This window comes from Streptomyces sp. NPDC006458 (assembly GCF_040612135.1).
Classification (GTDB): Bacteria; Actinomycetota; Actinomycetes; order Streptomycetales; family Streptomycetaceae; genus Streptomyces.
Genome location: NZ_JBEXPR010000029.1, coordinates 13,724 through 38,053, shown reverse-complemented (window position 1 = coordinate 38,053; position 24,330 = coordinate 13,724). Strand labels below are relative to the sequence as shown.

22 protein-coding genes, 2 pseudogenes and 1 riboswitch are annotated in these 24,330 nt (G+C 71.8%); of the genes and pseudogenes, 7 read left to right on the top strand and 17 right to left on the bottom strand.

Annotation, left to right across the window (positions count from 1 at the left end; translation table 11 throughout):
• Nucleotides 1–71: 71 nt before the first annotated feature.
• The 9 genes from ABZZ79_RS31565 to ABZZ79_RS31525 form a co-directional block, all read right to left on the bottom strand.
• Nucleotides 72–1,184 (bottom strand): hemolysin family protein, encoded by a 1,113-nt coding sequence (locus ABZZ79_RS31565; RefSeq protein ID WP_356694605.1) that lies wholly within the window; start codon nt 1,182–1,184, stop codon nt 72–74.
• Complete coding sequence (locus tag ABZZ79_RS31560; RefSeq protein WP_356694603.1) at nt 1,181–2,506, bottom strand: hemolysin family protein; 1,326 nt, start codon at nt 2,504–2,506, stop codon at nt 1,181–1,183. The genes ABZZ79_RS31565 and ABZZ79_RS31560 overlap by 4 nt, the downstream gene beginning before the upstream one ends.
• Before the next feature lie 258 nt (nt 2,507–2,764).
• On the bottom strand, nt 2,765–3,220 hold the full coding sequence (locus ABZZ79_RS31555; protein ID WP_356694601.1) for a PH domain-containing protein: 456 nt from the start codon (nt 3,218–3,220) through the stop codon (nt 2,765–2,767).
• A gap of 15 nt (nt 3,221–3,235) precedes the next feature.
• Entirely contained in the window at nt 3,236–4,084 is an 849-nt protein-coding gene (gene hisG, locus ABZZ79_RS31550) for an ATP phosphoribosyltransferase (RefSeq protein WP_356694599.1), read from the bottom strand.
• A gap of 50 nt (nt 4,085–4,134) precedes the next feature.
• Nucleotides 4,135–4,407, bottom strand: a complete 273-nt coding sequence (locus ABZZ79_RS31545) for a phosphoribosyl-ATP diphosphatase (RefSeq protein WP_031486114.1) — start codon at nt 4,405–4,407, stop codon at nt 4,135–4,137.
• A 34-nt stretch (nt 4,408–4,441) separates the two neighbouring features.
• The gene (ribH, locus tag ABZZ79_RS31540) at nt 4,442–4,927 is read right to left on the bottom strand and encodes a 6,7-dimethyl-8-ribityllumazine synthase (protein WP_356694597.1); all 486 of its coding nucleotides are present in this window, start codon (nt 4,925–4,927) and stop codon (nt 4,442–4,444) included.
• A 53-nt stretch (nt 4,928–4,980) separates the two neighbouring features.
• A complete protein-coding gene (locus ABZZ79_RS31535) occupies nt 4,981–6,294 on the bottom strand; it encodes a bifunctional 3,4-dihydroxy-2-butanone-4-phosphate synthase/GTP cyclohydrolase II (protein ID WP_356694595.1) in 1,314 nt (437 codons plus the stop codon).
• Nucleotides 6,291–6,929: a nicotinamide mononucleotide transporter family protein gene (locus ABZZ79_RS31530; RefSeq protein ID WP_356694593.1), complete on the bottom strand. Its 639-nt coding sequence runs from the start codon at nt 6,927–6,929 to the stop codon at nt 6,291–6,293. The genes ABZZ79_RS31535 and ABZZ79_RS31530 overlap by 4 nt, the downstream gene beginning before the upstream one ends.
• Nucleotides 6,926–7,531: a riboflavin synthase gene (locus ABZZ79_RS31525; RefSeq protein WP_356694591.1), complete on the bottom strand. Its 606-nt coding sequence runs from the start codon at nt 7,529–7,531 to the stop codon at nt 6,926–6,928. The genes ABZZ79_RS31530 and ABZZ79_RS31525 overlap by 4 nt, the downstream gene beginning before the upstream one ends.
• Before the next feature lie 147 nt (nt 7,532–7,678).
• Nucleotides 7,679–7,809, bottom strand: a riboswitch (FMN riboswitch).
• Nucleotides 7,810–7,993: 184 nt separating this feature from the next.
• Here ABZZ79_RS31525 and ABZZ79_RS31520 point away from each other — a divergent pair.
• From ABZZ79_RS31520 to ABZZ79_RS31510, 3 genes are all read left to right on the top strand, one after another.
• Nucleotides 7,994–10,375 (top strand): chitinase C-terminal domain-containing protein, encoded by a 2,382-nt coding sequence (locus tag ABZZ79_RS31520; protein ID WP_356694589.1) that lies wholly within the window; start codon nt 7,994–7,996, stop codon nt 10,373–10,375.
• Between the two features lie 156 nt (nt 10,376–10,531).
• Nucleotides 10,532–11,422, top strand: coding sequence for an RNA polymerase sigma-70 factor (locus ABZZ79_RS31515; RefSeq protein WP_356694587.1), 891 nt, complete (start codon nt 10,532–10,534; stop codon nt 11,420–11,422).
• A gap of 101 nt (nt 11,423–11,523) precedes the next feature.
• On the top strand, nt 11,524–12,276 hold the full coding sequence (locus ABZZ79_RS31510; RefSeq protein ID WP_356694585.1) for an SDR family oxidoreductase: 753 nt from the start codon (nt 11,524–11,526) through the stop codon (nt 12,274–12,276).
• An 812-nt stretch (nt 12,277–13,088) separates the two neighbouring features.
• On the opposite strand, the gene ABZZ79_RS31505 is transcribed toward ABZZ79_RS31510, so the two are convergent.
• Nucleotides 13,089–14,267 carry an ROK family transcriptional regulator gene (locus tag ABZZ79_RS31505; RefSeq protein WP_356694583.1) on the bottom strand — a complete coding sequence of 393 codons (1,179 nt, stop codon included), beginning with the start codon at nt 14,265–14,267 and terminating at the stop codon, nt 13,089–13,091.
• A gap of 183 nt (nt 14,268–14,450) precedes the next feature.
• On the opposite strand from ABZZ79_RS31505, the gene ABZZ79_RS31500 reads away from it, so the two are divergent.
• A complete protein-coding gene (locus ABZZ79_RS31500) occupies nt 14,451–15,671 on the top strand; it encodes an MFS transporter (protein ID WP_356694692.1) in 1,221 nt (406 codons plus the stop codon).
• On the opposite strand, the gene ABZZ79_RS31495 is transcribed toward ABZZ79_RS31500, so the two are convergent.
• Nucleotides 15,631–16,089: an acyl-CoA thioesterase gene (locus ABZZ79_RS31495; protein ID WP_356694581.1), complete on the bottom strand. Its 459-nt coding sequence runs from the start codon at nt 16,087–16,089 to the stop codon at nt 15,631–15,633. The genes ABZZ79_RS31500 and ABZZ79_RS31495 overlap by 41 nt on opposite strands.
• A gap of 93 nt (nt 16,090–16,182) precedes the next feature.
• Complete coding sequence (locus tag ABZZ79_RS31490; RefSeq protein WP_356694690.1) at nt 16,183–17,325, bottom strand: glycoside hydrolase family 6 protein; 1,143 nt, start codon at nt 17,323–17,325, stop codon at nt 16,183–16,185.
• A 161-nt stretch (nt 17,326–17,486) separates the two neighbouring features.
• Between ABZZ79_RS31490 and ABZZ79_RS31485 the strand changes: the two genes are divergently transcribed.
• On the top strand, nt 17,487–18,203 hold the full coding sequence (locus tag ABZZ79_RS31485) for a DUF5995 family protein (RefSeq protein WP_356694579.1): 717 nt from the start codon (nt 17,487–17,489) through the stop codon (nt 18,201–18,203).
• A gap of 35 nt (nt 18,204–18,238) precedes the next feature.
• Here ABZZ79_RS31485 and ABZZ79_RS31480 read toward each other — a convergent pair whose 3' ends face one another.
• The 3 genes from ABZZ79_RS31480 to ABZZ79_RS31470 all read right to left on the bottom strand — a co-directional run bounded on the left by ABZZ79_RS31480 (nt 18,239) and on the right by ABZZ79_RS31470 (nt 21,467).
• Nucleotides 18,239–19,954: an NAD(P)/FAD-dependent oxidoreductase gene (locus tag ABZZ79_RS31480; protein WP_356694577.1), complete on the bottom strand. Its 1,716-nt coding sequence runs from the start codon at nt 19,952–19,954 to the stop codon at nt 18,239–18,241.
• 53 nt (nt 19,955–20,007) lie between these two features.
• Nucleotides 20,008–20,796, bottom strand: coding sequence for a carbon-nitrogen hydrolase family protein (locus ABZZ79_RS31475; protein ID WP_356694575.1), 789 nt, complete (start codon nt 20,794–20,796; stop codon nt 20,008–20,010).
• 287 nt (nt 20,797–21,083) lie between these two features.
• Nucleotides 21,084–21,467: a DUF742 domain-containing protein gene (locus tag ABZZ79_RS31470; protein ID WP_356694573.1), complete on the bottom strand. Its 384-nt coding sequence runs from the start codon at nt 21,465–21,467 to the stop codon at nt 21,084–21,086.
• 3 nt (nt 21,468–21,470) lie between these two features.
• Between ABZZ79_RS31470 and ABZZ79_RS31465 the strand changes: the two are divergent.
• A pseudogene (locus ABZZ79_RS31465) lies at nt 21,471–21,602 on the top strand (GntR family transcriptional regulator); the annotation flags it as partial.
• 148 nt (nt 21,603–21,750) lie between these two features.
• Nucleotides 21,751–22,227 (top strand): hypothetical protein, encoded by a 477-nt coding sequence (locus ABZZ79_RS31460; RefSeq protein WP_356694571.1) that lies wholly within the window; start codon nt 21,751–21,753, stop codon nt 22,225–22,227.
• On the opposite strand, the gene ABZZ79_RS31455 is transcribed toward ABZZ79_RS31460, so the two are convergent.
• On the bottom strand, nt 22,216–22,668 hold the full coding sequence (locus tag ABZZ79_RS31455; protein ID WP_356694569.1) for an Lrp/AsnC family transcriptional regulator: 453 nt from the start codon (nt 22,666–22,668) through the stop codon (nt 22,216–22,218). The two genes, ABZZ79_RS31460 and ABZZ79_RS31455, sit on opposite strands and share 12 nt — an antisense overlap.
• A 10-nt stretch (nt 22,669–22,678) precedes the next feature.
• A pseudogene (locus ABZZ79_RS31450) lies at nt 22,679–24,159 on the bottom strand (amino acid permease).
• Nucleotides 24,160–24,330: the final 171 nt, after the last annotated feature.

Below are 24,330 nucleotides of genomic sequence, written 5' to 3'. Positions count from 1 at the left end.
CCGGTGCCGTCCCGCCGCGTGAGGTGCGGACGGGTGTCATCGGCCCGGTCCGCACCCCCTGAGCGGAGCGGCTACGTGGCCAGCACTCCCTCCGGCTCCCCCGTCAGCCTCGGTTCCGTCACGCGTACGTCCGGTGCCGGTGCTGGGGTCGGTGCCGGGGCCTGGGCCCGGTGGGCCGGGTCCCGTACCTCGCCGACGATCAGCTCCAGGACGTCCTCCAGTGCGACCAGGCCCAGCACTCGACCCGAGGCGTCGGCCACCTGGGCGAGATGGGTCCCCGCGCGGCGCATGACCGTGAGGGCGTCGTCCAGAGGCAGGTCGGAGCGGAGGGTCGTCATATGGCGCCAGACGTGCTGCGGGACGGCCCGGTCGGAGTCCTCCAGGTCGAGGACGTCCTTGACGTGGACGTAACCCATGTAGACCCCGTTGTCGGCGGCCAGGGGGAAACGGGAGTAGCCCGTCCGGGCCGTGAGCTCCACGATGCGGCCCGGGGTGACCGACGGGCCCACCGTCACCAGGGACTCGCGGCACAGCAGCACGTCCGTCACCGGGCGGGAGGCCAGTTCCAGGGCGTCCTCCAGGCGCTCCTGCTCCTCCGGGTCGAGCAGACCGGCCTGGCCGGAGTCCTCGACGAGCCGGCCGAGCTGCACGCTGGTGAAGACCGCCTCGACCTCGTCCTTGGGTTCGACCCGGAAGAGGCGCAGGACGGCCTGGGCGCAGGAGCCGAGGGCATGGGTGACCGGCCCGCAGACCCGGGCGAAGGCGACCAGGCCGGGGGCGAGCCAGAGCGCGGCCTTCTCGGGGGCCGCCATGGCGAGGTTCTTCGGGACCATCTCGCCGATGACGAGGTGGAAGAAGACCACGGCCGCGAGCGCGATGACATAGCCGAGCGGATGGATCATGCCGTGCGGCAGATGAATCCACTCGAAGACCGGCTCCAGCAGATGCGCCACGGTCGGTTCGGCGACCGCGCCGAGGGTCAGGGAGCAGATGGTGATGCCGAACTGGGCGGCGGCCATCATCCGCGGCAGCCGCTCCAGTCCGTGCAGGACCTGTCGGGCCCGCGCGGTGCCGAGCGGCTCGATCTGGCTGCGGCGCACCGACACCAGCGCGAACTCGGCGCCGACGAAGAAGCCGTTGGCGAGAACCAGCAGCGCGGCGAACAGCAGTTGCAGGACGGTCATCGGGCCGCCTCCCGTACGGCGGCGGTGCGCACGAGGCGCACCCGTTCGGCACGGTAGTGACCGACGCGGCGCACGGAGAGCCGCCAGCCGGGCAGTTCGGCCCGGTCACCGGCGGCCGGGATGCGGCCGAGCAGATCGGCGACCAGTCCGGCGACGGTCTCGTAGGGGCCCTCGGGCACTTCCATGCCTATCCGCGCCAGGGTGTCGACGCGGCAACTGCCGTCCACGTCCCAGGCGGGCCGGCCGTCCTCCGCCGGGGCGGGGGCCAGTTCGGGGGTGTCCTGGCCGTCGTGCTCGTCGCGGACCTCGCCGACGATCTCCTCGACGATGTCCTCCAGGGTGACCACACCGGCCGTACCGCCGTACTCGTCGACGACTACGGCGATGGGCTGCTCGCTGCGCAGCCGGGCGAGCAGGGGCTGCACCGGCAGGGTCTCGGGGACGAGCAGCGCGGGCCGGGCGATCCGGGCGACCGGGGTGCGCAGCCGTTCCTGCACGGGCACCGCGAGGGCGTCCTTGAGATGGGCCATGCCGACGATCTCGTCGATCTTCTCCCGGTAGACGGGGAAGCGGGACAAGCCGGTGGCGCGGGTGAGGTTGACGACGTCCTCGGCGGTGGCGGAGGACTGCAGGGCGCTGACCCTCACCCGCGGGGTCATCACATGCTGGGCGGTCAGCTCGGCCAGCGACAGGGTGCGCACGAACAGGTCGGCGGTGTCCTGCTCCAGGGCGCCGGCCTGGGCGGAGTGCTGGGCGAGCGAGACCAGTTCACCGGGGGTGCGGGCGGAGGCCAGCTCCTCGGTGGGCTCGACGCCGAGGGCGCGGACCAGCCGGTTGGCGACCGCGTTGAGCGCGGCGATCACCGGCCGGAACAGCCGGGCGAAGGCGTGCTGCGGGCCGGCGACGAACCGCGCGACCTGCATCGGGCGGGACACGGCCCAGTTCTTGGGCACGAGTTCGCCGACGACCATCTGGACGGCGGAGGCGAACAGCATGCCGATGATCACGGCCACGCCGGAGACGGCACCCTCGGGGACGCCGAGCGCGGTGACCGGGCCGTCGAGCAGCTCGGCCAGGGCGGGTTCGGCGAGCATGCCGACGACGAGGGAGGTGATGGTGATGCCGAGCTGGGTGCCGGAGAGCTGGAAGGAGAGCTCCTTCAGCGACTCCACGACCGTACGGGCGCGGCGGTCGCCCTCGGCGGCGGCCTTCTCGGCCTCGGGGCGCTCGACGGTCACCAGGCCGAACTCGGCGGCCACGAAGAAGCCGTTGGCCAGGATGAGCAGGAACGCGGCTGCCAGGAGCAGCAGGGGGGTGGTCATGATGCCACCGCCTGCGCATGGGCACGTACGCCGTTCGAGGGGTGCGTGCTATGTCGACAGGGGGCGGCGCAGGTACTGCAGGACGATCCGTCCATCGCCGGAGGGGGTCACTCCTCGGGTAGCAGGAACCCCTGTGCACCGGGCGGTGCGACAGGGGCGGAGGCGCAGCGAGAACGCCTCCGCCACCAGATTAATCAGGACATGGGCCGGTGCGGCAAGGGTGAACGCCCCTGAGTCGCCCCGGGATCACCCCCGATGTCAGCTCCGGGACCCCTCGGGGTCGTGCCCGGAGCGGGCCTCGACGAGTGCTCGCAGGGTCCGCGCGTCGGCGATGGCCTGCTCCTTCGCGATGCCCGGCTGGATACCGATGGCGGGCAGGCTGGTGCCGTCGCTGAGGTTGAGGAACACCCAGGGGTCGCCGACGCGCAGGTTCACCTGGACGATCTCCCGCCAGTCCAGGCGGCGGGTGCTGGCGAAGTTGACGACGGTGACCCCGCTCTCGTCGGCGACGACCCTGGGCCGGGCCAGCATCAGCACGGCACCGGACAGCAGGGCGGCGGTGAAGACGAAGCTGACGCGCTCACCGGGGCCGAGGCGCTCCAGCAGCAGGGCGACCGCCGAGACGACCACGAAGATCGCGGTGGCGGCCGTCAGCAGCACCGCGCGGGTGCGGCTGGGCCGGAAGGTGACGGGGAGGGCGGGAAGTTCCGACATGCCGAACCTGCCCCGTCAGAGCCGGCAGGCGTGGATGGCGGTGGTCAGGATGGCCCGGGCGCCGATGGCGTACAGCTCGTCCATGATCCGCTGCGCCTCCTTGGTCGGCACCATGGCGCGGACGGCGACCCAGCCCTCGTTGTGCAGCGGGGACACGGTCGGGCCCTCCAGGCCGGGGGTGATGGCGACGGCCGCTTCCAGGTGCTCGGCGCGGATGTCGTAGTCCATCATCACGTACGTCCGGGCGACCAGGACGCCCTGGAGGCGGCGCAGGAACTGCTGCACCTTGGGGTCCTCGGTGTCGGCGCCGGTGCGTCGCACGACCACCGCCTCGGACTTCATGATCGGCTCGCCGATGACCTCCAGGCCCGCGTTGCGCAGCGAGGTGCCGGTCTCGACGACGTCCGCGATGACCTCGGCCACACCCAGTTCGATGGCGGTCTCGACGGCGCCGTCGAGGTGGACGACCGCGGCGTCGATGCCGCTGTCGGCGAGGTGCTTGGCGACGATGCCCTCGTAGGAGGTGGCGACCGTCATGCCGCCGAGGTCCTCGACGCCCTTGGCGGTGCCGGGCTTGGTGGCGTAGTGGAAGGTGGAGCGGGCGAAGCCCAGCGGCAGGATCTCCTCGGCGTTGGCGCCGGAGTCGATCAGCAGGTCGCGCCCGGTGATGCCGATGTCGAGGCGGCCGGAGGAGACGTAGATCGCGATGTCGCGGGGGCGGAGGTAGAAGAACTCGACCTCGTTCTCCGGGTCGACGATCCGCAGCTCCTTGGACTCCCGCCGCTGCTGGTAGCCGGCCTCATGCAGCATGTCCGCCGCAGGGCCGGAGAGGGAACCCTTGTTGGGGACGGCGATGCGCAGCATGAGGTCGGCTTCCTTTGCGTGATGTCTTGCGGCGGGCAGGTGCGGGGTGCTTACAGGTGGGCGTAGACGTCGTCGAGGGAGATGCCGCGGGCGACCATCATCACCTGGACGTGGTACAGCAGCTGGGAGATCTCCTCGGCGGCCGCTTCCTTGCCCTCGTACTCGGCGGCCATCCAGACCTCGGCGGCCTCTTCGACGACCTTCTTGCCGATGGCATGGACGCCCTTGCCCACCAGTTCCGCGGTGCGGGAGGTGGCGGGATCGCCGTTGGCGGCCTTGTGCTGGAGCTCGGTGAAGAGCTCCTCGAACGTCTTCTTGGACATGGTGGTCCTCACCCTACGCGGTCCCCGGCATCGGTCAGCGCCACGGTTCAGATACTGAACGCAGGGTGGCCGCGGTGGCGACGGCGGCGGTGACCGCCTCGTGCCCCTTGTCCTCGTTGGAGCCCGGCAGACCGGCCCGGTCCAGGGCCTGCTCCTCGGTGTCGCAGGTGAGCACTCCGAAGCCGACGGGGACGCCGGTCTCGACGGACACCTGGGTCAGGCCCTGGGTGACGCCCTGGCACACGAACTCGAAGTGGGGGGTGCCGCCGCGGATGACGACGCCGAGGGCGACGACGGCGTCGTAGCCGCGGCCGGCGAGCACCTTGGCGACGACGGGGAGCTCCCAGGTGCCGGGGACCCGGAGCAGGGTCGGCTCGTCGATGCCGAGGTCGTGCAGGGCGCGCAGGGCGCCGTCGACCAGTCCGTCCATCACTTTCTCGTGCCACTGCGCCGCGATGACGGCGACCCGAAGGTCGCCCACGTTGCGTACGGACAGGTTGGGTGCGCCCTTGCCGCTCACGGTCTTGTGTCTCCTCGCTGGTCTGTAACTGGAATTCGCAGGTGTCCGGTCAATTACTGGTTGCTGCAGGTGGACGTCGACGCTGCCGCGGAGCCTGCCGCGGCGGGCGTGTCCAGCCAGGGCAGATCGTGTCCCATCCGGTCCCGCTTGGTGCGCAGGTAGCGGAGGTTGTGCTCGCCCGCGTTCACGGGCATCGGCTCGCGCTCGCTGACCTCGATGCCGTGCCGGACGAGCGCGTTCGTCTTGTCGGGGTTGTTGGTCATCAGCCGGACGCTGACGACCCCGAGGTCCTTCAGCATCTGCGCGCCGGCGCCGTAGTCGCGGGCGTCGGCGGGCAGGCCGAGTTCCAGGTTGGCGTCCAGGGTGTCGCGGCCGCGCTCCTGGAGTTCGTAGGCGCGCAGCTTGGACAGCAGGCCGATGCCGCGTCCCTCGTGGCCGCGGAGATAGACCACCACGCCCCGGCCCTCGGCCTGGATGCGCTGCAGGGAGGCGTCGAGCTGGGGGCCGCAGTCGCAGCGCTGGGAGCTGAAGATGTCGCCGGTGAGGCACTCGGAGTGCACCCGGACCAGGACGTCCTTGCCGTCGCCGAGGTCGCCGTGGACGAGGGCGACGTGTTCGACGCCGTCCACGCTGGAGCGGTAGCCGTACGCCGTGAAGGTGCCGTGGGCGGTGGGCAGCCGGGTCTCGGCCTCGCGGCGCACGGTGGGCTCGGTGGAGCGGCGGTAGGCGATCAGGTCCTCGATGGAGATGATCGTCAGGCCGTGCTTGCGGGCGAAGGGGATCAGCTCGGGCAGGCGCAGCATGGTGCCGTCCTCGCCCGCGATCTCCACGATGGCGCCGGCCGGGCGCAGGCCCGCGAGGCGGGCGAGGTCGACGGCGGCCTCGGTGTGGCCGTTGCGGGTCAGGACGCCGCCGGGCCTGGCGCGCAGCGGGAAGATGTGGCCGGGGCGGACGAAGTCGTCGGCCTGGGCGGTGCCGCTCGCCAGGAGCTGGAGGGTGGTGGCGCGGTCGGCGGCCGAGATGCCGGTGGTCACCCCGTACACGGCGGAGGCGTCGACCGAGACGGTGAACGCGGTCTTCATCGACTCGGTGTTGTCGGCGACCATCTGCGGGAGTTCGAGCCGCTCCAGCTCGTCGCCCTCCATGGGGGCGCAGATCAGACCTCGGCACTCGCTCATCATGAAGGCGACGATCTCGGGGGTGGCGTGCTCGGCCGCGACGACGAGGTCGCCCTCGTTCTCACGGTCCTCGTCGTCGACGACGACCACGGGGCGGCCGGCCGCGATGTCCGCGATGGCGCGCTCGATCGGGTCGAGGACGAAGTCGTCGAGGTCGTCGGTGCTGTAGAGGACGGGTGTGGTGTTCATGCGGGCGCTCCTTCCAGGGCGGGCCGCGCGCCGGTGCGGGAGCGCAGCCACCAATCGCGCAGGCCCCACAGGACGAGCGCGCCGTAGATGACGTAGACGAAACCGGAGAAGGCGTAGCCGTTGGCGAAGTTGAGCGGCACGCCGACGAGGTCGACGAGCAGCCAGGCGAGCCAGAACTCGACCATGCCGCGGGCCTGTGCGTACATGGCGACGATCGTGCCGACGAAGATGTAGGCGTCCGGCCAGGGGTCCCAGGACAGGGTCGGGTACGCCTTGAACAGCAGCGCGACGGCGACGGTGCCGGCGGCGGCCGCGGCGGCCATGACGGCGCGCTCGGTCCAGGTGGCGAAGCGTACGGAGATGTGACCGTCCGTGGTCCGTCCCCGGTGGCTCCACTGCCACCAGCCGTAGAGCGCGATGAGCATGACCACGACCTGCTTGCCGGCGCTGCCGGTGAGGTGGCCGTAGAAGGCGCCGAAGAGGACGAGGCCGGCCAGGAACTGCACGGGCCAGCTCCACACCGAGCGGCGCCAGCCGAGGGTGAGGGCGATCAGTCCGAGGACGTTGCCGGCCATGTCCGACCAGATGATGTGCTGGTCGAACAGGACGAACGCCTCGGAGTTGAGCCAGCTCACGCCCCCTCCCCCCGGCCCGTCGTGAGCAGGCGCTCGACGTACTTGGCGATGATGTCGACCTCGAGGTTGACCGGGTCGCCGGCCTGCTTGAGGCCGAGCGTGGTCAGGGCGAGCGTGGTGGGGATGAGGCTGACGGTGAAGTAGTCGGCCCCCACCTCCACGACGGTGAGGCTGATGCCGTCGACGGTGATGGAGCCCTTCTCGACGACATAGCGCGCGAGGTCGGCGGGCAGGGAGATCTTCACGATCTCCCAGTGCTCCGAGGGGGTGCGCCCCAGCACCGCGCCGGTGCCGTCGACATGGCCCTGCACGATGTGTCCGCCGAGGCGGTGGCCCACGGCGGTGGGCCGTTCGAGGTTGACGCGCGAGCCGACGGCGAGGGCGCCCAGGCTGGAGCGCTTGAGGGTCTCGGCCATGACGTCGGCGGTGAACTCGTCGCCCTCGTGGTCCACGACGGTGAGGCACACGCCGTTCACCGCGATGGAGTCACCGTGCTTTGCGCCTTCGGTGACGACGGGTCCGCGCAGCCGGAAGCGACAGGCGTCGTCGAGAGTCTCGACGCCGGTGACTTCACCCAGCTCTTCGACGATTCCGGTGAACACTTCCCGGGTCCTCCTGCCTCTTCGGGCACGGACTCCGGGGCCTGTCGATGACGACAGAGAGAGCGAACGAATACACCGGGGGCGACGCCGGACAGAGCTCGCCCAAAAGCGAACCGGTACGGCGACGCGCACAGATGTGCTCGCCCGCCGCGCACTGCCTCCCATCCGGACTTTAACCGTCGGTCCAGGAATTTCACCTGGTCAACCGGCCGCTGGAGGCGACCGGGTCGCGGACTGTAACCGCCGGTTCGGACTTTCACCGACCCCGGAGTGCGCTGCTACTGGTACAGCCCCAGTCTGCCACGGAGAGCACTCGTCCATGCGGGTGATGTTTGTGGGGTGGCTCACAGAACGCTCGACGAGGACTCGACATCCACCGGAGCACCGGATTGGTCCATACCTATGGACGCATTGGTCTAGTCCTCTCTAGGGTCTGCGCAACTTCCGTGGAGAGGAACCGAATTGCTGTCCCCCTCACGCAACAAAGCGAGACCCGCCCTGTTCGCGGCCGCCGCCGCTGCCGCGGGTCTGGTGCTGGCCGGCCTCCCGGCCACCGTCTCCCACGCCGCCGACCAGGACTCCTGTCGCCCGGACGGCCTCTACAGGACGCCTGGCGTCGATGTCCCCTACTGCTCCGTCTACGACGCCGACGGGCGCGAGAAGATGGGCGCCGACCACCAGCGCCGCGTCATCGGCTACTTCACCGGCTGGCGCACCGGCAAGGACGGCACCCCCGCCTACCTCGCCTCCGACATCCCCTGGGACAAGGTCACCCACCTCAACTACGCCTTCGCGCACATCGACGGCTCCCACAGGATCTCCGTCGGCTCGGACAGCGCGAACAACTCCGCGACCGGAATGACCTGGCCGGGCGTGGCGGGCGCCGAGATGGACCCGGCATTCGGCTACAAGGGCCACTTCAATCTGCTGAACAAGTTCAAGAAACAGCACCCGAACGTCAAGACCCTTGTCTCTGTCGGCGGCTGGGCCGAGACCGGCGGCTATTTCGCCGATGACGGCAGCCGGGTGAACTCCGGCGGCTTCTACTCGATGGCCACCAACGCCGACGGTTCGGTGAACCAGGCGGGCATCAACACCTTCGCCGACTCATCCGTCGAGTTCATCAGGAAGTACGGCTTCAACGGCGTCGACATCGACTACGAGTACCCGACGACGATGAAGGACGCGGGCAACCCGCTCGACTGGTCCCTCTCCAACGCACGCAGGGCCGGGCTGGTCAAGGGCTACGCGGCCCTGATGAAGACCCTGCGCGAGAAGCTCGACCGCGCGGGCGCCGCCGACGGAAGGCACTATCTCCTTTCGGTGGCCGCGCCCTCCTCCGGATATCTGCTGCGCGGCATGGAGACCTTCCAGGTCCAGAAATACCTGGACTACGTCAACATCATGTCCTACGACCTGCACGGCGCCTGGAACGAGTACGTCGGCCCGAACGCCTCCCTGTTCGACGACGGAAAGGATGCCGAACTCGCCGCGGCCGGCGTGTATTCCACCTCCCAATACGGCGGTATCGGCTATCTGAACACGGACTGGGCCGTCCACTACTTCCGCGGCTCCATGCCGGCCGGCCGTATCAACATCGGCCTGCCGTACTACACCCGCGGATTCAAGAACGTCACCGGCGGCACGGACGGCCTGTGGGGCAAGGCCGCGACGACCACCTGCCCGGCCGGGTCCGGCCTGACGAAGTGCGGTGACGGCGCCGGCGGCATCGACAACCTCTGGCACGACCTCGACACCAACGGCAAGGAGTCGCCGGCTGGTTCGAATCCTATGTGGCACGCCAAGAACCTTGAGAAGGGTGTCGTCGGCGACTATGTCACCAAGTACGGCTTCCCGGCCGACACCAGGCTGACGGGCACCTACGCCCGCAAGTACGACTCCACCCTGGTCGCGCCCTGGCTGTGGAACGCCGAGAAGAAGGTCTTCCTGTCCACCGAGGACGAGCAGTCGGTGAACGCCAAGGCGGACTACGTCGTCGCCAACGGCATCGGCGGAACGATGATCTGGGAGCTCGCCGGCGACTACGGATGGAACGCGGCCAAGGGCCAGTACGAGCCGGGCTCGATCCTGACCACGGCGATGTACGAGAAGTTCAAGTCCGCGGCTCCGTACGGAGCCAAGCGTTCCACGACCGGTCTTCCGGCCCAGGCCGTCGACATCGACGTGGAATTCGGTCAGTTCCCCCTCGGTGACTCCAACTACCCCATCAGCCCCAAGCTGAAGATCACCAACAACACCTCGGTGGCGCTGCCGGGCGGCACGGAGTTCCAGTTCGACTACGGCACCTCCGCACCCGCCAACGCCAAGGACCAGTCCGGCTGGGGCACTTCGGTGATCCGCAGCGACCACACGGGCAGCAACGTCGGCGGTCTGAAGGGCGTCTACAACCGTGTGTCGCTGAAGCTGCCGAGCTGGCAGACGCTGGCGCCGGGCGCCTCGGTGGAGCTGGACTTCGTGTACTACCTGCCCGTCTCCACGCCGTCGAACTGGACGGTGACCTTCGGCGGGAAGACGTACGCACTGGCCGGCGACCTGGCACGCGGCACGACCGTGGTCGACCCGGGCACGTCGACGCCCACCCCGACCCCGACCCCCACGCCGACGCCGACGCCGACGGGCAGCCCCACCCCGACGCCGACCCCGACGCCCACACCGACGGGCGGCACCTGCACGGCCCCGGCCTGGAGCGCGACCGGCACCTACACCGGCGGCACTACGGTCGCCCACAAGGGGCACTCGTGGAAGGCGAAGTGGTGGACGCAGGGCGAGGAGCCCGGCGGCACCGGTGAATGGGGTGTGTGGCAGGACCTCGGCGCCTGCTGAACCCCGCTGAACGGGCCCGGCGGCGGGTGACGACGGCCCTTGCCCCGCCGCCGGGTCTCCTCAAGCCCCCGCGCCACGAAGTCCGCCCCGCCGACCGGGGCAGCCCCTGGGCCTCGCCGTCGACCCGACGGGGGGCCCTCGTGGCAGGGTGAAGTCATGACCGTCATCGCGCTCGCCGAGGAGTTCCAGACGCATCGCCCCCGGCTGTTCGGCCTCGCCTACCGTCTGCTCGGCTCCGCCGACGAGGCGGAGGACGCGGTCCAGGACGCCTGGCTGCGCTTCAGCGGCGCCGACCGCACGGAGATCGAGCGTCCCGGGGCCTGGCTCGCCAAGGTCGTCACCAACCTCTGCCTCACCCGGCTGACCTCGGCGCGGGCCCGGCGCGAGACCTACACCGGCACCTGGCTGCCGGAGCCTGTGGTCACCTCCGACGGCACGCTCGGCCCGCTGGAGTCCGCCGAGCAGCGCGAGGCCGTGTCGCTGGCGATGCTCGTCCTGCTGGAGCGGCTGACGCCGACCGAGCGAGCGGTGTACGTGCTGCGCGAGGCGTTCGGCTACGGCCACCGGGAGATCGCGGGCGTGCTCGACCTCGGCGAGGCGAACTGCCGGCAGCTCTATCACCGGGCGGTCCGACGCATCGCCGAGGAGGAGCACCGGTTCGAGCCGGCGCCCGACCTCCAGGACGAGCTGGTCACCTCCTTCATGAACGCCGCCCGCGAGGGCGACCTGGCCGGCCTGGAGAAGATCCTCGCCGCCGACGTCACCTTCTTCAGCGACGGCGGCGGCAAGGTCACCGCGGCCCTGCGGCCGATCGAGGGCCGGGACAAGGTCGTCCGCTTCCTGCTGGGCATCTCCGAGCGGTACCTGACCGGGATCACCTTCAGGACGGCCGAGATCAACGGCGCGGCCGCAGTCGTGGCCTGGGCGGGCGAGGAGGTCGTCGGCGTGGCCGCGGTCGAGCTGCGCGACGGGCTGATCGGCGAGGTGCGCAACGTGCTGAACCCACAGAAGCTGGACTTCGTACGGCGCCAGCTGACGCGTTCCTAGAAAAGCCGCCCCGGGTTGTCACATTTCCCGGGGGCTGCGCGGTCCCAGCTGGTGAAGGGCGCTCCGACCGGGGCGCCGGAGCTACGAAGGGGCTGAACGGCATGACCACGATCCTGGTGACCGGCGGTACCGGAACCCTAGGCCGGCTCGTCACCGAGCGGCTGCGGGCGGACGGCCACGAGGTGCGGGTACTCAGTCGGCACACCCAGCCGTACGCCGTCGACCTGCGCGAGGGCGGCAGTGGACTGGACGCGGCGGTGACGGGCGTGGACACGATCGTGCACTGCGCGAGCACTCCGCGCGGCGGTGACGAGGAGGCGGCGGCCCACCTGATCGCGGCGGCCCGCCGGGCCGGGGTCGGCCACCTCGTCTACATCTCCATCGTCGGGGTGGACCAGGTGCCCTTCCCCTACTACCGGACCAAGCTCGCCGTGGAACAGCTCATCGAGCGGTCTGGGCTCGGCTGGACCACACTGCGCGCGACCCAGTTCCACGATCTGCTGGTCCAACTGTTCGAGATGCTGGCCAAGTCGCCGGTGATGCCGCTGCCCGCGCGGATCAGCGCCCAGCCGGTGGAGGTCGCCGAGGTAGCGGACCGGCTGGCCGAGCTGGCCCTCGGGGCTCCCGCGGGCCGGGTCGAGGACATGGGCGGGCCCGAGGTGCGCACCATGGAGTCGCTGGCCCGCGCCTACCTGGCCGCGAAGGGCCGCCGCCGGGCCCCGCTGAACGTGCCGCTGTGGGGCGCCGCCTACCGCGGCTTCCGCGCGGGCGGCCATCTCACCCCGGAACACGCCTTGGGCAAGGGCACGTTCGAGCAGTACCTGGAGCGCCGCTTCGGCGGTCGGGGGGCCTGAGCAGGCCGGCTTGCCGCGGGGCATACGGGTCCGCACGGGCCGGGGGGCCGCGGGGCGTGCGGGCTCCGAACGGGCCGGGGGGCCGCGGAGCGTGCGGGCTCCGAACGGGCCGGGGGGCCGCGGAGCGTGCGGGCTCCGAACGGGCCGGGGGGCCGCGGGCCCTGATGCTCCCGAACCGGCCAGCGGGCCGCAGGGCTGGCGGGGCGACGGGCCCCGAACGGGCCAGCGGGCCGTACAAGGTCCGCACGGGCCAGCGGGCCAGCAGGCCGCAGGGCGACCCAGGTGCAAAACGGGCCAGCGGGCCGCAGGGCTGACGGGCTGACGGGCTGACCGGGGCGTACAGGCTCCGAACGGGGTCGACGGGCGTACCAGGTCCGCACGGGCCAGCGGGCCAGCGGGCCGCGAGGCGTACGGGCTCCGCACAGGTCAGCGAGCCGCGGGGCGTACCGGGTCCGCACGGACCGACGGGCCGCGAGGCGTAGGGGCTCCGCACAGGTCGGCGGGCCGCAGGGCCTACCGGGGTCCGCACCGGTCGGCGCTCCCCGCTGTCCCGTGGCGTATGACCCGGTCGGTGGGCGTCAGCGCTGCGCGCGGCGCCTGGACCGCTTGTGGGCCCCGCCGCTCCGTGGGAACGAACCGCCCGGTCCGCCTGGCCCGGCCACCGGCTCCACTCCGTCGGCCCAGTGCGCCTCACCCGCCACCAGATCCACCCCATCGGCCCAGTCCGCCTCACCCGCCACCAGGTCCACACCATCGGCCCAGTCCGCCCGGCGGGCCTCATCGCTCCGTGGGCCTGAACCGCCCGGCGCGACTCACCGCTCCGGTGGAGCGAACAGCGTGTCCTGTGCCCGGTCGCGGGCGGTGAGCAGGGCCCCGCGCAGGACGGCGGCGCCGCCGAGCACACCGGGCCGGACCTCGATGTCCAACGGCGACATCCGCCGGACCCGCTCCTCGACCCGCCGTGCGAGCTCCTCTCCCCCGGCCTGACCGACCTCGCCGCCGAGCACGACACATCCCGGGTCGAGTACCGCGATGGCGGAGGCGACCCCGAGGGCGATCCGCGCGGCGAGGACGTCGAGGAAGGCGTCGGCGCCGTCGGCCACGGCCGCCCGCACCTGCGCCGCGGCCCGCGGCTCCGCCCCCACGGCCTCCCCCCGCACCCCGTGCTCGTCCGCCAGCTGCTCGATCGCCTCGGCCCCGGCCAGGGAGTGGAAGCCGCCGCGGCAGTCCGTGCGCGAGGGCAGGGCGTCGGTGCCGGGGACGGGCAGGAAGCCGATCTCGCCGGTGCCGCCGGAGGCACCGCGGAACAGGGCACCGTCGAGGACGACGGCGGCGCCGGTGCCGTGGCCGAGCCAGAGCAGGACGAAGGTGGCCCGGTCGCGGGCTGCCCCCTCACACTGCTCGGCCAGGGCCGCGAGGTTGGTCTCGTTCTCGACGCTGACCCGGGCCTCGGGCAGCCGCTCCTGGAGGGTGGCCACCAGTCGGCGGTGCCATTCGGGCAGCGAGGTGGTGTCGCGCAGTTCGCCGCCCGCCGGGTCGATCAGGCCGGGCGCGCCGATCCCGACCGTGTGCAGCCGGTCAGCCCCGGCCTTCATCAGCGTCCGCTCGACCAGGGCCACGGACTGCTCCACCGCGGACCCGGTGCCGGTGTCCTCGCCGATCGGCACGGCCGCCTCCGCGAGCACCCGGCCCAGCAGGTCGGAGACGACCACGGCGACGCCCTCGGTGCGCACGTCGAGCGCGGCGAGATGGGCGCGGTCGGCGACGATGCCGTACAGCTTGGCGTTGGGGCCGCGCCGCTGCTCCCCGGCCTCGCCGACGACGGTGACGAGCCCGGCGGCGGTGAGCCGTTCGACGAGGTCGGCGACCGTCGGCCGGGACAGTCCGGTGAGCCGCTTGAGCTGCGGGGCCGTCAGCGGCCCCTCCTCCTGCAACAGGCTCAGGGCGAGCCGGTCGTTGAGGGCTCGGGCAGTGCTCGGGGATGCGGCCATGCCGGGATCCTCCCAGACGCGCGGGGCCGCACGGATGACGGCCGGCTGACAAGCCTTCCTGCACGGGCTGCCCGGGCCGGGGGCACGGCCACCCGTCATATTCCCTATCTATCAGGCAGGGTCCCTGATAGTTTACGGCGGCGGAGCGGGCCGAAGTGGTCGGCTCACGGGGAGGGACGGATGATGAACGACGTGGTGTCCGGGGTCGTCGACCGGCGCGCGGTGATGCGCGCCCGCTACGCGGTGGCCGCCGTGTTCGCCGTGCACGGCGCGGTGACCGGCTCGTTCGCCACGCGCGTGCCCTGGGTCCAGGACCACGCCTCGGTCAGCCCGGGCCAGCTGGGCCTGGCCCTCGCCTTTCCCGCACTCGGCGCCTCGCTGGCGATGCCGCTCGCCGGCCGGATCATCCACCGCTTCGGCGCCCGCACCGCCCTGCGCGGACTGCTCGCGCTGTGGACGCTGGCGCTGGTCCTGCCCTCTCAGGCGCCGAACCTGGCCACGCTGTGTCTCGCGCTGTTCGTGTTCGGCGCCGCGGCCGGCATGTCCGACGTGGCGATGAACGCGCAGGGCGTGGAGGTCGAGAACCGCCTGAACCGGTCGATCATGTCGGGCCTGCACGGCATGTGGAGCGCGGGCGCCCTGCTCGGCTCGGCGGGCGGCACGCTGGCCGCCCACCTCGACGTGGACGCCCGTCTGCACCACGCGGCGGCGGCGGGTGTGCTGACCGTGGTCGGGTTCGCGGCCTGCGCCTGGGTACTGGATCTCCAGCCCACCGAGGACGAGGAGCCGCCGCCGCGGTTCGCGCTGCCGCCGCGCTCGGCCTTGCTGATCGGGGCCGTCGGCTTCTGCGCGATGTTCGCGGAGGGTGCGTGCCTCGACTGGTCGGCGGTGTATCTGGAGGACCGGCTGGAGGCCTCGGCGGGTCTCGCCGCCGCCTGCACCACAGGCTTCACGCTCACGATGGCCCTGGCCCGGTTCGCCGGGGACAAGGTGATCGACCGGTTCGGCGCCGTCCGTACGGTCCGCGCGGGCGGTTTCGTCGCCGGGTTCGGCGGTCTGCTGATCGTCCTGGCCGGTCACCCGGCGGTGGCCATCACGGGCTTCGCGCTGATGGGGCTCGGCATCGCGGTCGTCGTCCCGCTGTGCTTCGCGGCGGCCGGGCGCAGCGGGCCCAACCCCAGCCAGGCCATCGCCGGTGTCGCGACGATCACGTACACCTCGGGGCTGGTCGCGCCGGGCGCGACGGGCGGCCTGGCCCAGGCGACCAGCCTGACGGTGTCGTTCGCCTTGGTGACCGTGCTGGCGGGCGCGCTGGCCGCGCTCGCGGGCGTGCTGCGCGCCGGGGACCGCAACCGGCCGAAGGTCAGCCGGCCGGCCGAAGCAGTTCGCGACATGCGGCCCTGAACCCCTCGCTCCACGGCGCCGGGCGCAGGGTCGCGGCGTCGAGCCGGACCAGGACGCGGGTGCCGTGCGCGTAGGTCGTGGTGCCGTCGGCCGAGCAGAAGCGGAAGCCGTAGGTGAGGCCCGTGGTGCCGAGGCGGTCCAGCCACAGATGCACGGCATAGACGCCGGGGCGGGTGACCGGGGCGTCGTAACCGATGGTCAGCTCCTTGACCGCGTTGCAGGCGTCCCCGGCCGCCGCCCAGTCCCCCTCGAACGTGATGCCGTGCCCGTGCCACAACTCGGCCCAGGCGCGCTCGACGAGCAGCGGGTAGCGGGCGTTGTGCAGCAGCCCGAGGGCGTCGAGGTCGTCGAAGTGGACGGTGACGGGCATGAGCCGGCCGTACGACAGGACGGGTGCGGTCGGGGCTTCGGCGGTCACGAGGGGGTCTCCTGTGCTGGACGGTTCAACCACCTCACCCTAAGCGCCCGCTCAGCACGCCCGTTCCTCGGGGGCCCGGCCCCGGGGAGGGGCTCAGCGCGCCAGTTCGTAGGCGTAGGAGGCCGTGAAGGTGCCCGGGGTGCCCTGGCAGCCGTCGGCCTCCCCCGGCGGCTTGACCCACAGATAGGCGTCGATCCGCGACTCGCCCGGGGCCAGGGTCGGGGTGCGGCCGAGGGCGCGGCCCGCCGGGTCGCACCACTCACCGTCCGCCGGGGCGCCGTTGCCGTTGCGGCTGGTGTCGATCACGGCACCCAGGTCCGCCGGGCCGCCCAGCGCGTCGAGGACCTGACGGTCGTAGGCGATCTCGTCGGCGGTGCCCTGGAAGTTGGACACATTGCTGAAGACGCCGTCCGAGGACGCCGACGAGGCCGCGCCCGCCCGGCGCAGCAGGGCCGCCTGCTGCGCCGCCTCGTGCCAGTCGGAGTGGCCCGCGTCGAAGTACACGCGTGCGCGGGGGTTGGCCGCCTTCAGCACACGGCCCGCGCGCGCGAGCGAGGCGAAACGCTCGGCGCGCTCGGCCTCGCTGAGGCATTCGGACTGGGCGACGGAGTCGGGCTCCAGGATCACCACGACCTCGCCCGAGCCCAGGCCGGCCGCGAAGGAGTCGATCCAGGCGTCGTAGGCGGCCAGGTCGGGCGCCCCTCCCTCGGAGTAGCCGCCGCAGTCGCGGTCCGGGATCACGTACGGCACGACGACCGGCACACGGCCCTGCGCGGCACCGCCGGAGGTGACGGCGGCGACCCGGTCGGTGATGTTGCCGGGCGTGTAGTCGGCGAACCATACCGCCGACGGGTGGCCTGCGATGCGCGACTCGATCACCTGGCGGCGCGGGTCGTCGGGGTTGTCGCGCACCCATTCGAGCACCTGGGAGTCCGGGTGCCGGTACAGGCGGGCGTCCGCGGGGGCGGCGCTCGCCGTCCGGCGCTCGGTCCGCACGGACGCGGGCGCCTTCGTCGTCGCCCGCGTCCGGGCGCGCTCCTTCGACCCGCTCGGCGAGGGGGATGGACTCGGCGACGCGGACGGGGACGGCGAGGGGAGGGCGGATATCCGCTCGGGGCGGGGTGTGCCGGTCACCTCCGGCGGCCGGGCCTGGTCGGGGCCACTCCGGTCGTCGAGGGCGGACACCAGACCGGTGACGGTGCCGACCGCCACCACCAGCGACGCGGCCCCCACCATCGCGTGGCGCCGAACGGCCCGTCCGCGCTCGGCCGGCCGGCGGGCGCGTGAGCCTGCCACAGTGTTCTCCCCCTCCCGCGCGGCGGGAGGCGTTCCCCCGTTCTGGGGAAGCGTCGGGCCCGCCGGCACTCCGGTCAGCCTATGGCTGGGACCCTGCCCCCATGGCGCAGTTAGAACAGTTCACCACACCCGTCGACACGGTCGTCTCCCGGATGCGCGCGCTGGACGCGGCCCTTCCCGAACGGGACGGGATCGCCGTGTTCAACCGTGTCTACCTGGCCGTCACCGAGGAGGTCGACCGGCAGATCGACGCGGGCCGGTTCACCGACCCGGCGGCCGCGATCACGCTGGACGTGCGGTTCGCACGGCGATATCTGGCCGCGGTGGACGCGGCCGCCGACGACCGCCGTCCGCCCGCCTGCTGGCGGCCGCTGTTCCAGTTCCGCCGCCATCCCGGCGTACGTCCAGTGCAGTTCGCGCTCGCGGGCATCAACGCGCACATCGGGCACGATCTCGCGCTGGCCGTGGTGGACGCCTGTCGTAGCCTGGAGTGCGAACCCGCCGAGCTGGAGGACGAGTTCGACCGGGTGGGCGATCTCCTCGTGACACTGGAGGAGCGGGTCCGCGAAGATCTGATGCCCGGTCCCGACCTGCTCCAGATCGCCGACCCGCTCACCCATCTGATCGGCTCCTGGAGCCTGGAGCGCGCCCGCGACGCCACCTGGGCCGCGGCGCGTGCGCTGTGGGCGCTGCGCCGGCTCCCCGATGTCGCCGAGGAGTTCACCGAGCGGCTGGACGCGGCCGTGGGCTTCGCGGGCCGGATGCTGCTCACCCCGCTGCCGGGGGTCTTCGAGAAGGCGCGGGCGGCCGGCGTCTGAGTCCGGCCGCCCGCACCTCGGTCCACGGGGCCCGGTCAGTCCTCGGGCAGTTCGACCGGGGCGATCTCGTCGTAGACGTCGCCGGGGCCGGGGTTGGTGGAGTCGGTCTCGCCGCCGAGGTGGTGCATGACGCCCCAGACCGCGTTCAGCGCGGTCTGGATGGCGCCCTCGGCCCAGCCGGCCGTCCAGGAGATGTCGTCGCCGGCCAGGAAGATGCCGCGCTTGTCCTCGGGCAGCGGGTCCTGCATGAAGTGCGTGAACAGGCGGCGCTGGTAGCGGTAGTGGCCGGGCAGGTTGGCCTTGAACGCGCCCATGAAGTAGGGCTCGTTCTCCCAGGAGACGGTCACCGGGTTGCCGATGATGTGCTTGCGGATGTCGACCTTCGGGTAGATCTCGCCGAGCGACTTCAGCATGACCTCCATCCGCTCGTTCGCGGACAGCGGCAGCCACTTCAGGCTGTCGTCGCACCAGGTGTAGGACAGGCAGATGACGGCGGGCTTGTCCGGGCCGTCGTCCAGCAGGTAGGTCCCGCGGGTCATGCGGTCGGTGAGCGTCATCGACATGACGTCCCGGCCGGTCGGATTTCCCCTGTCGTCGACGGCCTTGTCCAGCCAGAAGGGCCGGTCCACGGGCACAAAGAGCTTGCTGGACTCCATGTAGTGGGTGCGCTCGATGGCCGTCCAGTGGTCGATCGGGAACAGCGCGTCGTCGCAGGCGATCTTGGACAGCAGCATCCAGGACTGGGCGGTGAAGACCGCCGACTTGAAGGTGCGGATGTCACCGCCCGCGTCCGTCACCGTGATCTGGTTGCCCGCGGTGCGGTGCAGCCGGGTCACGGCCGGGCGGGGCTCGCCGTTCTCGTGCAGCTTGGCGAGGGAGGTGCCGTACCCCCAGTGGACGATCTTCTCCGGCTCGCGCTCCCACAGGCGCTCCGGCAGCTGCTGGGAGCCGCCGACGATGCCGCGGTGGTGGTCGTCGGCCTCGGTGTAGACGACGCGGAGGATCTCCAGGATGGAGTTGGGGAAGTCGGTGTCCCAGCCGCCGGTGCCGAAGCCGACCTGGCCGAAGATCTCGCGGTGCCGGAAGGACTTGAACGCCTCGGAGCCGCACAGGAAGCCGTAGAAGGTCTGGTTGTCCAGCTTCTCGACGAGTCGCGCCCAGATCTCGCGGATGCGCGGCACGTCCCGCTCGCGCATCGCGCGGTTCATGTCGGAGAAGTCGGCGCCCTCTTCGAGGCAGCGGTTCCAGGCGTCGGCGACGTCACGGTAGACCTGCGGCAGGTCGTCGACCGTCTCGGCGTAGTGCGACTCGCCCTTGAGGTCGACCACGGTCGAGGGGGTCGCCTCGGCCAGCGGGTTCGGGAAGGGGCGGGTCTCGAGGCCCACCAGGTCGATGTAGTGCTGCAGGGCGGTGGAGGACGGCGGGAAGCGCATCGCGCCCAGCTCGCAGTTGAGCGACTCGTCGCAGCCCTCGAAGCCGACGGTGCGCAGCCGGCCGCCTATCCGGTCGGCCTCGTAGACGACGGGCTTGAGACCCATCTTCATCAGCTCGTAGGCGGCGACGATGCCGGACAGACCGCCACCGATGATCGCGACCTCGGTGCCGTGCTCGGTCGCGGGTATCTGGCCCAGGCCCGCCGGGTGCGCGAGGAAGTCGTCGTAGGCGTAAGGGAAGTCCGGGCCGAACATCGTGATCGGCGGCTGCTGCTGCTCGTCGGCGTGCTCGACGGCGTTGGGCACGGTGGACGTCATGGGGTACGGACTCCTTGCGCGAAACGAAACTGGGGGGAGGCTCGGGGAGCGGCTCAGACGAGGGAGCCGTAGAGGCCGGGACGCCGGTCCTTCAGGTACGGGTTGTTCTCGCGGGAGGCGGCGAGGAACACCGGGTCGGCATCGGCGAGGACGAGCTGCTCTTCACGGCCGGCGCGGGTGCGGGCGACACCGTCGGGGCCGGCCAGCGTGGACAGGCCGACGAACTCGAACTCGCCCTCGGGCCCCACCCGGTTGACATACGCGACGTACATCTGGTTCTCGAAGGCACGCACCGGCACGACCGACTCGGCGACGAACTGGAAGGGGTGCATCTGCGCGGTGGGCACCAGCAGCAGGTCGGTGCCGGCCAGGGCGTGGGCCCGGACGTTCTCCGGGAACTCCACGTCGTAGCAGATCATCAGGCCGACGGTGAGGCCGTTCAGCTCGGCCTGGACGACCGGGCTGTCGCCCGGGGTGAAGTGGTCGCGTTCGAAGCAGCCGAAGAGATGGGTCTTGCGGTAGTTGGCCAGTCGCGTGCCCTCGGCGGAGATCAGCTGGACCGCGTTGAACACCGTGTCGCCGTCCCGCTCGGGGTAGCCGTAGGCGACGGCCAGTCCGTGCCGCGCCGCGAGCTCGGCGACGGCGTCGGCGGCCTCGCCGTCGGCGGGCTCGGCCAGCCGCGCGATGTCGTCGCCGATCGCGTAGCCGGTCAGGAACATCTCCGCCGTGACGAGCAGCGCGGCTCCAGCGGCGGCGGCGCGGCCCGCGGCCTCGTCGAGGACCTTGAGGTTCTCGACGGTCGAGCCGGGGCGGCCGGAGCTCTGGAGCAGGGCGGTGCGCATGCGTGTTCCTCACCGGGGGCGAATGGGTGTGGGGGCCACATAGAAGGTACGGGCGGCCGAGCGGCCCGGACAAGGAGAAGCCGTTGCGCGCCGGTGCGCTGATCGTTGCGTGCGTCGGGGCTCTCGCGGCGATTCGTTGCGCGCCCCGCCCGCCCCCTTCGCCCCGCCCGGCGGGGAGCGGGCCCGCACGGCGAGGGCCACCGCGCCCGGATGCGGCTGACGTGCCTGGTCAGAGGTGGTGCGAGGGGCGACGCCACCGGAGAATCGGGGGCAGCGGCGCCCCGGGTTCACAGATCGCGCAGGCGGTCCACGATCTCGCGCAGCAGGGCGGGGTCGGCCTGTGCGGCGGGGCCGGTCGCGCGCCGGGGTGCGTCGATGCGCACGAGTCCCGCCTCGGCCAGGTCGCCCAGCAGGACCCGGACGACAGTCAGCGGCAGGTCCGCGTCCGCGGCGAGCTCCACGACCGGGCGGGGGCCGGGCCCGAGCAGGGCGAGCAGCCGGGTGCGGGCGTGGTCGACGCCGGGCCAGCCGCCCGCCTCCGGCTCCAGGGCCGTGACCTGGGACAACAGATCGACGCTGATGCCCCGCGCGGGCCGGGTGCGCCCGTGCGTGACCGTGTAGGGGCGCACCAGCGCGCCCGCCTCGTCCTCGTACCAGTGCTCGTCGGACACGACCGTCGGGTGACGACGACCCGGGAGGGCCGCCCCGTCGAGTGGTCGGACGACCACTACCGCTCGGACGCGGTGAGCTTCAGCGTGCACAACTCGACAAGGAACAACGCGCTGGCCCGCAAGACGGCCCACTGACCGCGCCCGCGAGGAGCCTCCTTGAGGAGGAGCTCGCCTCCCCCGTACGGCCCTTCGGGCTCCACCCGGCGCAGGAGGCCGAGGCCGCGCGGGCGCGCGAGACTGCTGTGCACAAGCCGCAACGCCCGCCTGCCGAAAGGTGCCCGCCGTGGAAAGCGCCGAGATCCTCGCCCTGCCGTACGTCGACACGCACACGGCCGTCGTGGCCGCCGGGCCGGAGGCCGTCTGGCGCGAGCTGGGCCGGGTGGCGGACCGTTCCTTCTCGGGCGGGCGGACCTCTCTCGTAGCGCGCCTGCTCGGCTGCGCCGACCGCACGGCCCGCGGACCCCGGCCCCTGGCCGAGGGCTCGGCACTGGCCGGGTTCCGGGTCGCCGCGGCGGTTCCGGGCCACGAGCTGGCCCTGGTGGGACGGCACCGCTTCTCGTCGTACGCCCTGGTCTTCCGGCTCGACGAGGTGGGCGAGGCACAGACCCGGGTGCGGGCCGAGACCCGGGCCCGCTTCCCCGGCCCGGCGGGGGCCGTCTACCGGGGGCTGGTCATCGGCACCGGCGGCCACCGGATCGCCGTGCGGCGGATGCTGGCGCAGGTGGAGCGGAGGGTGGTGCGCGAACGGTCAGGCGGGTGAGCCGGAGGAGAACCGCCGCAGCAGCGGCGAGAGCACCAGCACGGACTTGGTGCGCTCCACGAACGGCTCCCCCGCGATGCGCTCCAGGACGCGCTCGAAGTGACGCATGTCGGAGGCGAAGACCTGGGCGACCGCGTCCGCCTCACCGGTGACGGTGGAGGCGGCCACGACCTCCTGGTAGCGCTCCAGGCCCCGCTGGATGGTCTCCGGCGAGGTGTTGCGCCGGCAGTAGATCTCGACGAACCCCTCGGTCTCCCAGCCGAGCGCCGCCGGGTCCACCCGTACGGTGAAGCCGGTGATGGCCCCGGTGGCACGCAGCCGGTCCACGCGCCGCTTGACGGCGGGCGCGGACAGGCCGACGAGCTGCCCGATGTCCGCGAAGGAGCGGCGGGCGTCCTCGGCGAGGGCGTGCACGATGCGTTCGTCGAGATCGTTCAGCACTGCGGGTGGTTCACTTCACTTCAGCTGCGGACGCCTCGGGCGTCGCGAGACGGGAACGGCGCATGCCGTACAGGAAGTAGAACACGAGACCCACGGCCATCCAGCACCCGAAGACCACCCAGGTCACGGTGTCGAGGCTGAACATGTTCCAGGCGCAGAACAGGAAGCCGAGCGCCGGCAGCACCGGACCGAACGGGACCTTGAAGGTGCGCTCCAGGCCGGGCCGCTTGGCGCGGAGCACGATCACCGCGATGTTGACCAGGGCGAAGGCGAACAGCGTGCCGATGCTGGTGGCGTCGACGAGCTTGCCGAGCGGGATCATCGCCGCGAGGACACCGCAAAGAGGGAGACGATGACGGTGTTCAGGCGCGGGGTGCCGGTGCGGGCGTCGACCTTGCCGAGCGCCCTGGGCACCAGGCCGTCGCGGGACATCGCGAACAGGATGCGGGTCTGCCCGTAGAGCACGGTGAGCACCACGCTCGCGATGGAGATGACCGCGCCGAGCGCGAGCAGCGTGCCCCAGAAGGTCTGGCCGGTGACGTCGTTCATGATCGTGGCGAGGGATGCCTCGGAGCCCTCGAACTTCGTCCAGTGCCAGGCGCCGACGGCGACACCCGCGACCAGCACGTACAGCGCTGACGATGACCAGCGACAGCATGATCGCCCGCGGCAGGTCCCGCTTGGGGTTCTTGGCCTCCTCGCCTGCGGTGGAGGCGGCGTCGAAGCCGATGTAGGAGAAGAACAGGGTGGCACCCGCGGCGCTGACACCGGCCATGCCGAGCGGCATGAAGTCCGCGTAGTTGCCGGACTTGAAGCCCATGAAGCCGACCGTGCAGAACAGCACCAGCGCGGCGATCTTCACCGCGACCATGACGGTGTTGGCGCGGGCGGACTCCCGGGCCCCGCCGAGCAGGAACACCATCGCCAGCAGCACGACGATCAGGGCGGGCAGGTTGATGACGCCGCCCTCACCGGGTGCCGAGGACAGCGAGGCGGGGATGGTGACACCGATCGTGCCATCGAGCAGTTCGTTGAGGTACTCGCCCCAGCCGACAGCGACGGCGGCCACCGACACGCCGTACTCCAGCACCAGACACCAGCCGCAGATCCAGGCGACGAGTTCGCCCATCGTTGCGTACGCGTACGAGTACGAGGAACCGGCGACGGGGATGGAGCCGGCCAGCTCGGCGTAGGAGAGCGCGGAGAACAGGGCGGTCAGACCGGCTATGACGAAGGCCAGGGTGACGGCCGGACCGGCCTCGGGGACGGCGTCGCCGAGGACGACGAAGATGCCGGTGCCGAGAGTGGCACCGATGCTGATCATGGTCAGCTGTCACAGCCCGAGGGAGCGCCGCAGCGAGCCCCCTTCGCCCTGAACACCCTCGGCGACCAGGTGTTCCACGGGCTTTTTGCGCATCAGGCGCGCACCGATCCCGGGGGACGCGGGGCGGTTTCTCTGCGGTTCTGCGTGGGTGCGCCTTGGTCGAGCACGCGCGGCTCCTTATCGCTGCCGATCAGGGGGGGGACGGGGATACGGCGGCACCCCGCCCCGCGGGGAATCACACCGAGTGGACTCCCCGCCACACCTCGTACAGCGCAGCACCCTATGAGCCGGGGCATTGCCGTCGTAATGCAGCAACCTTGCGCATGTCCGCAAGATCG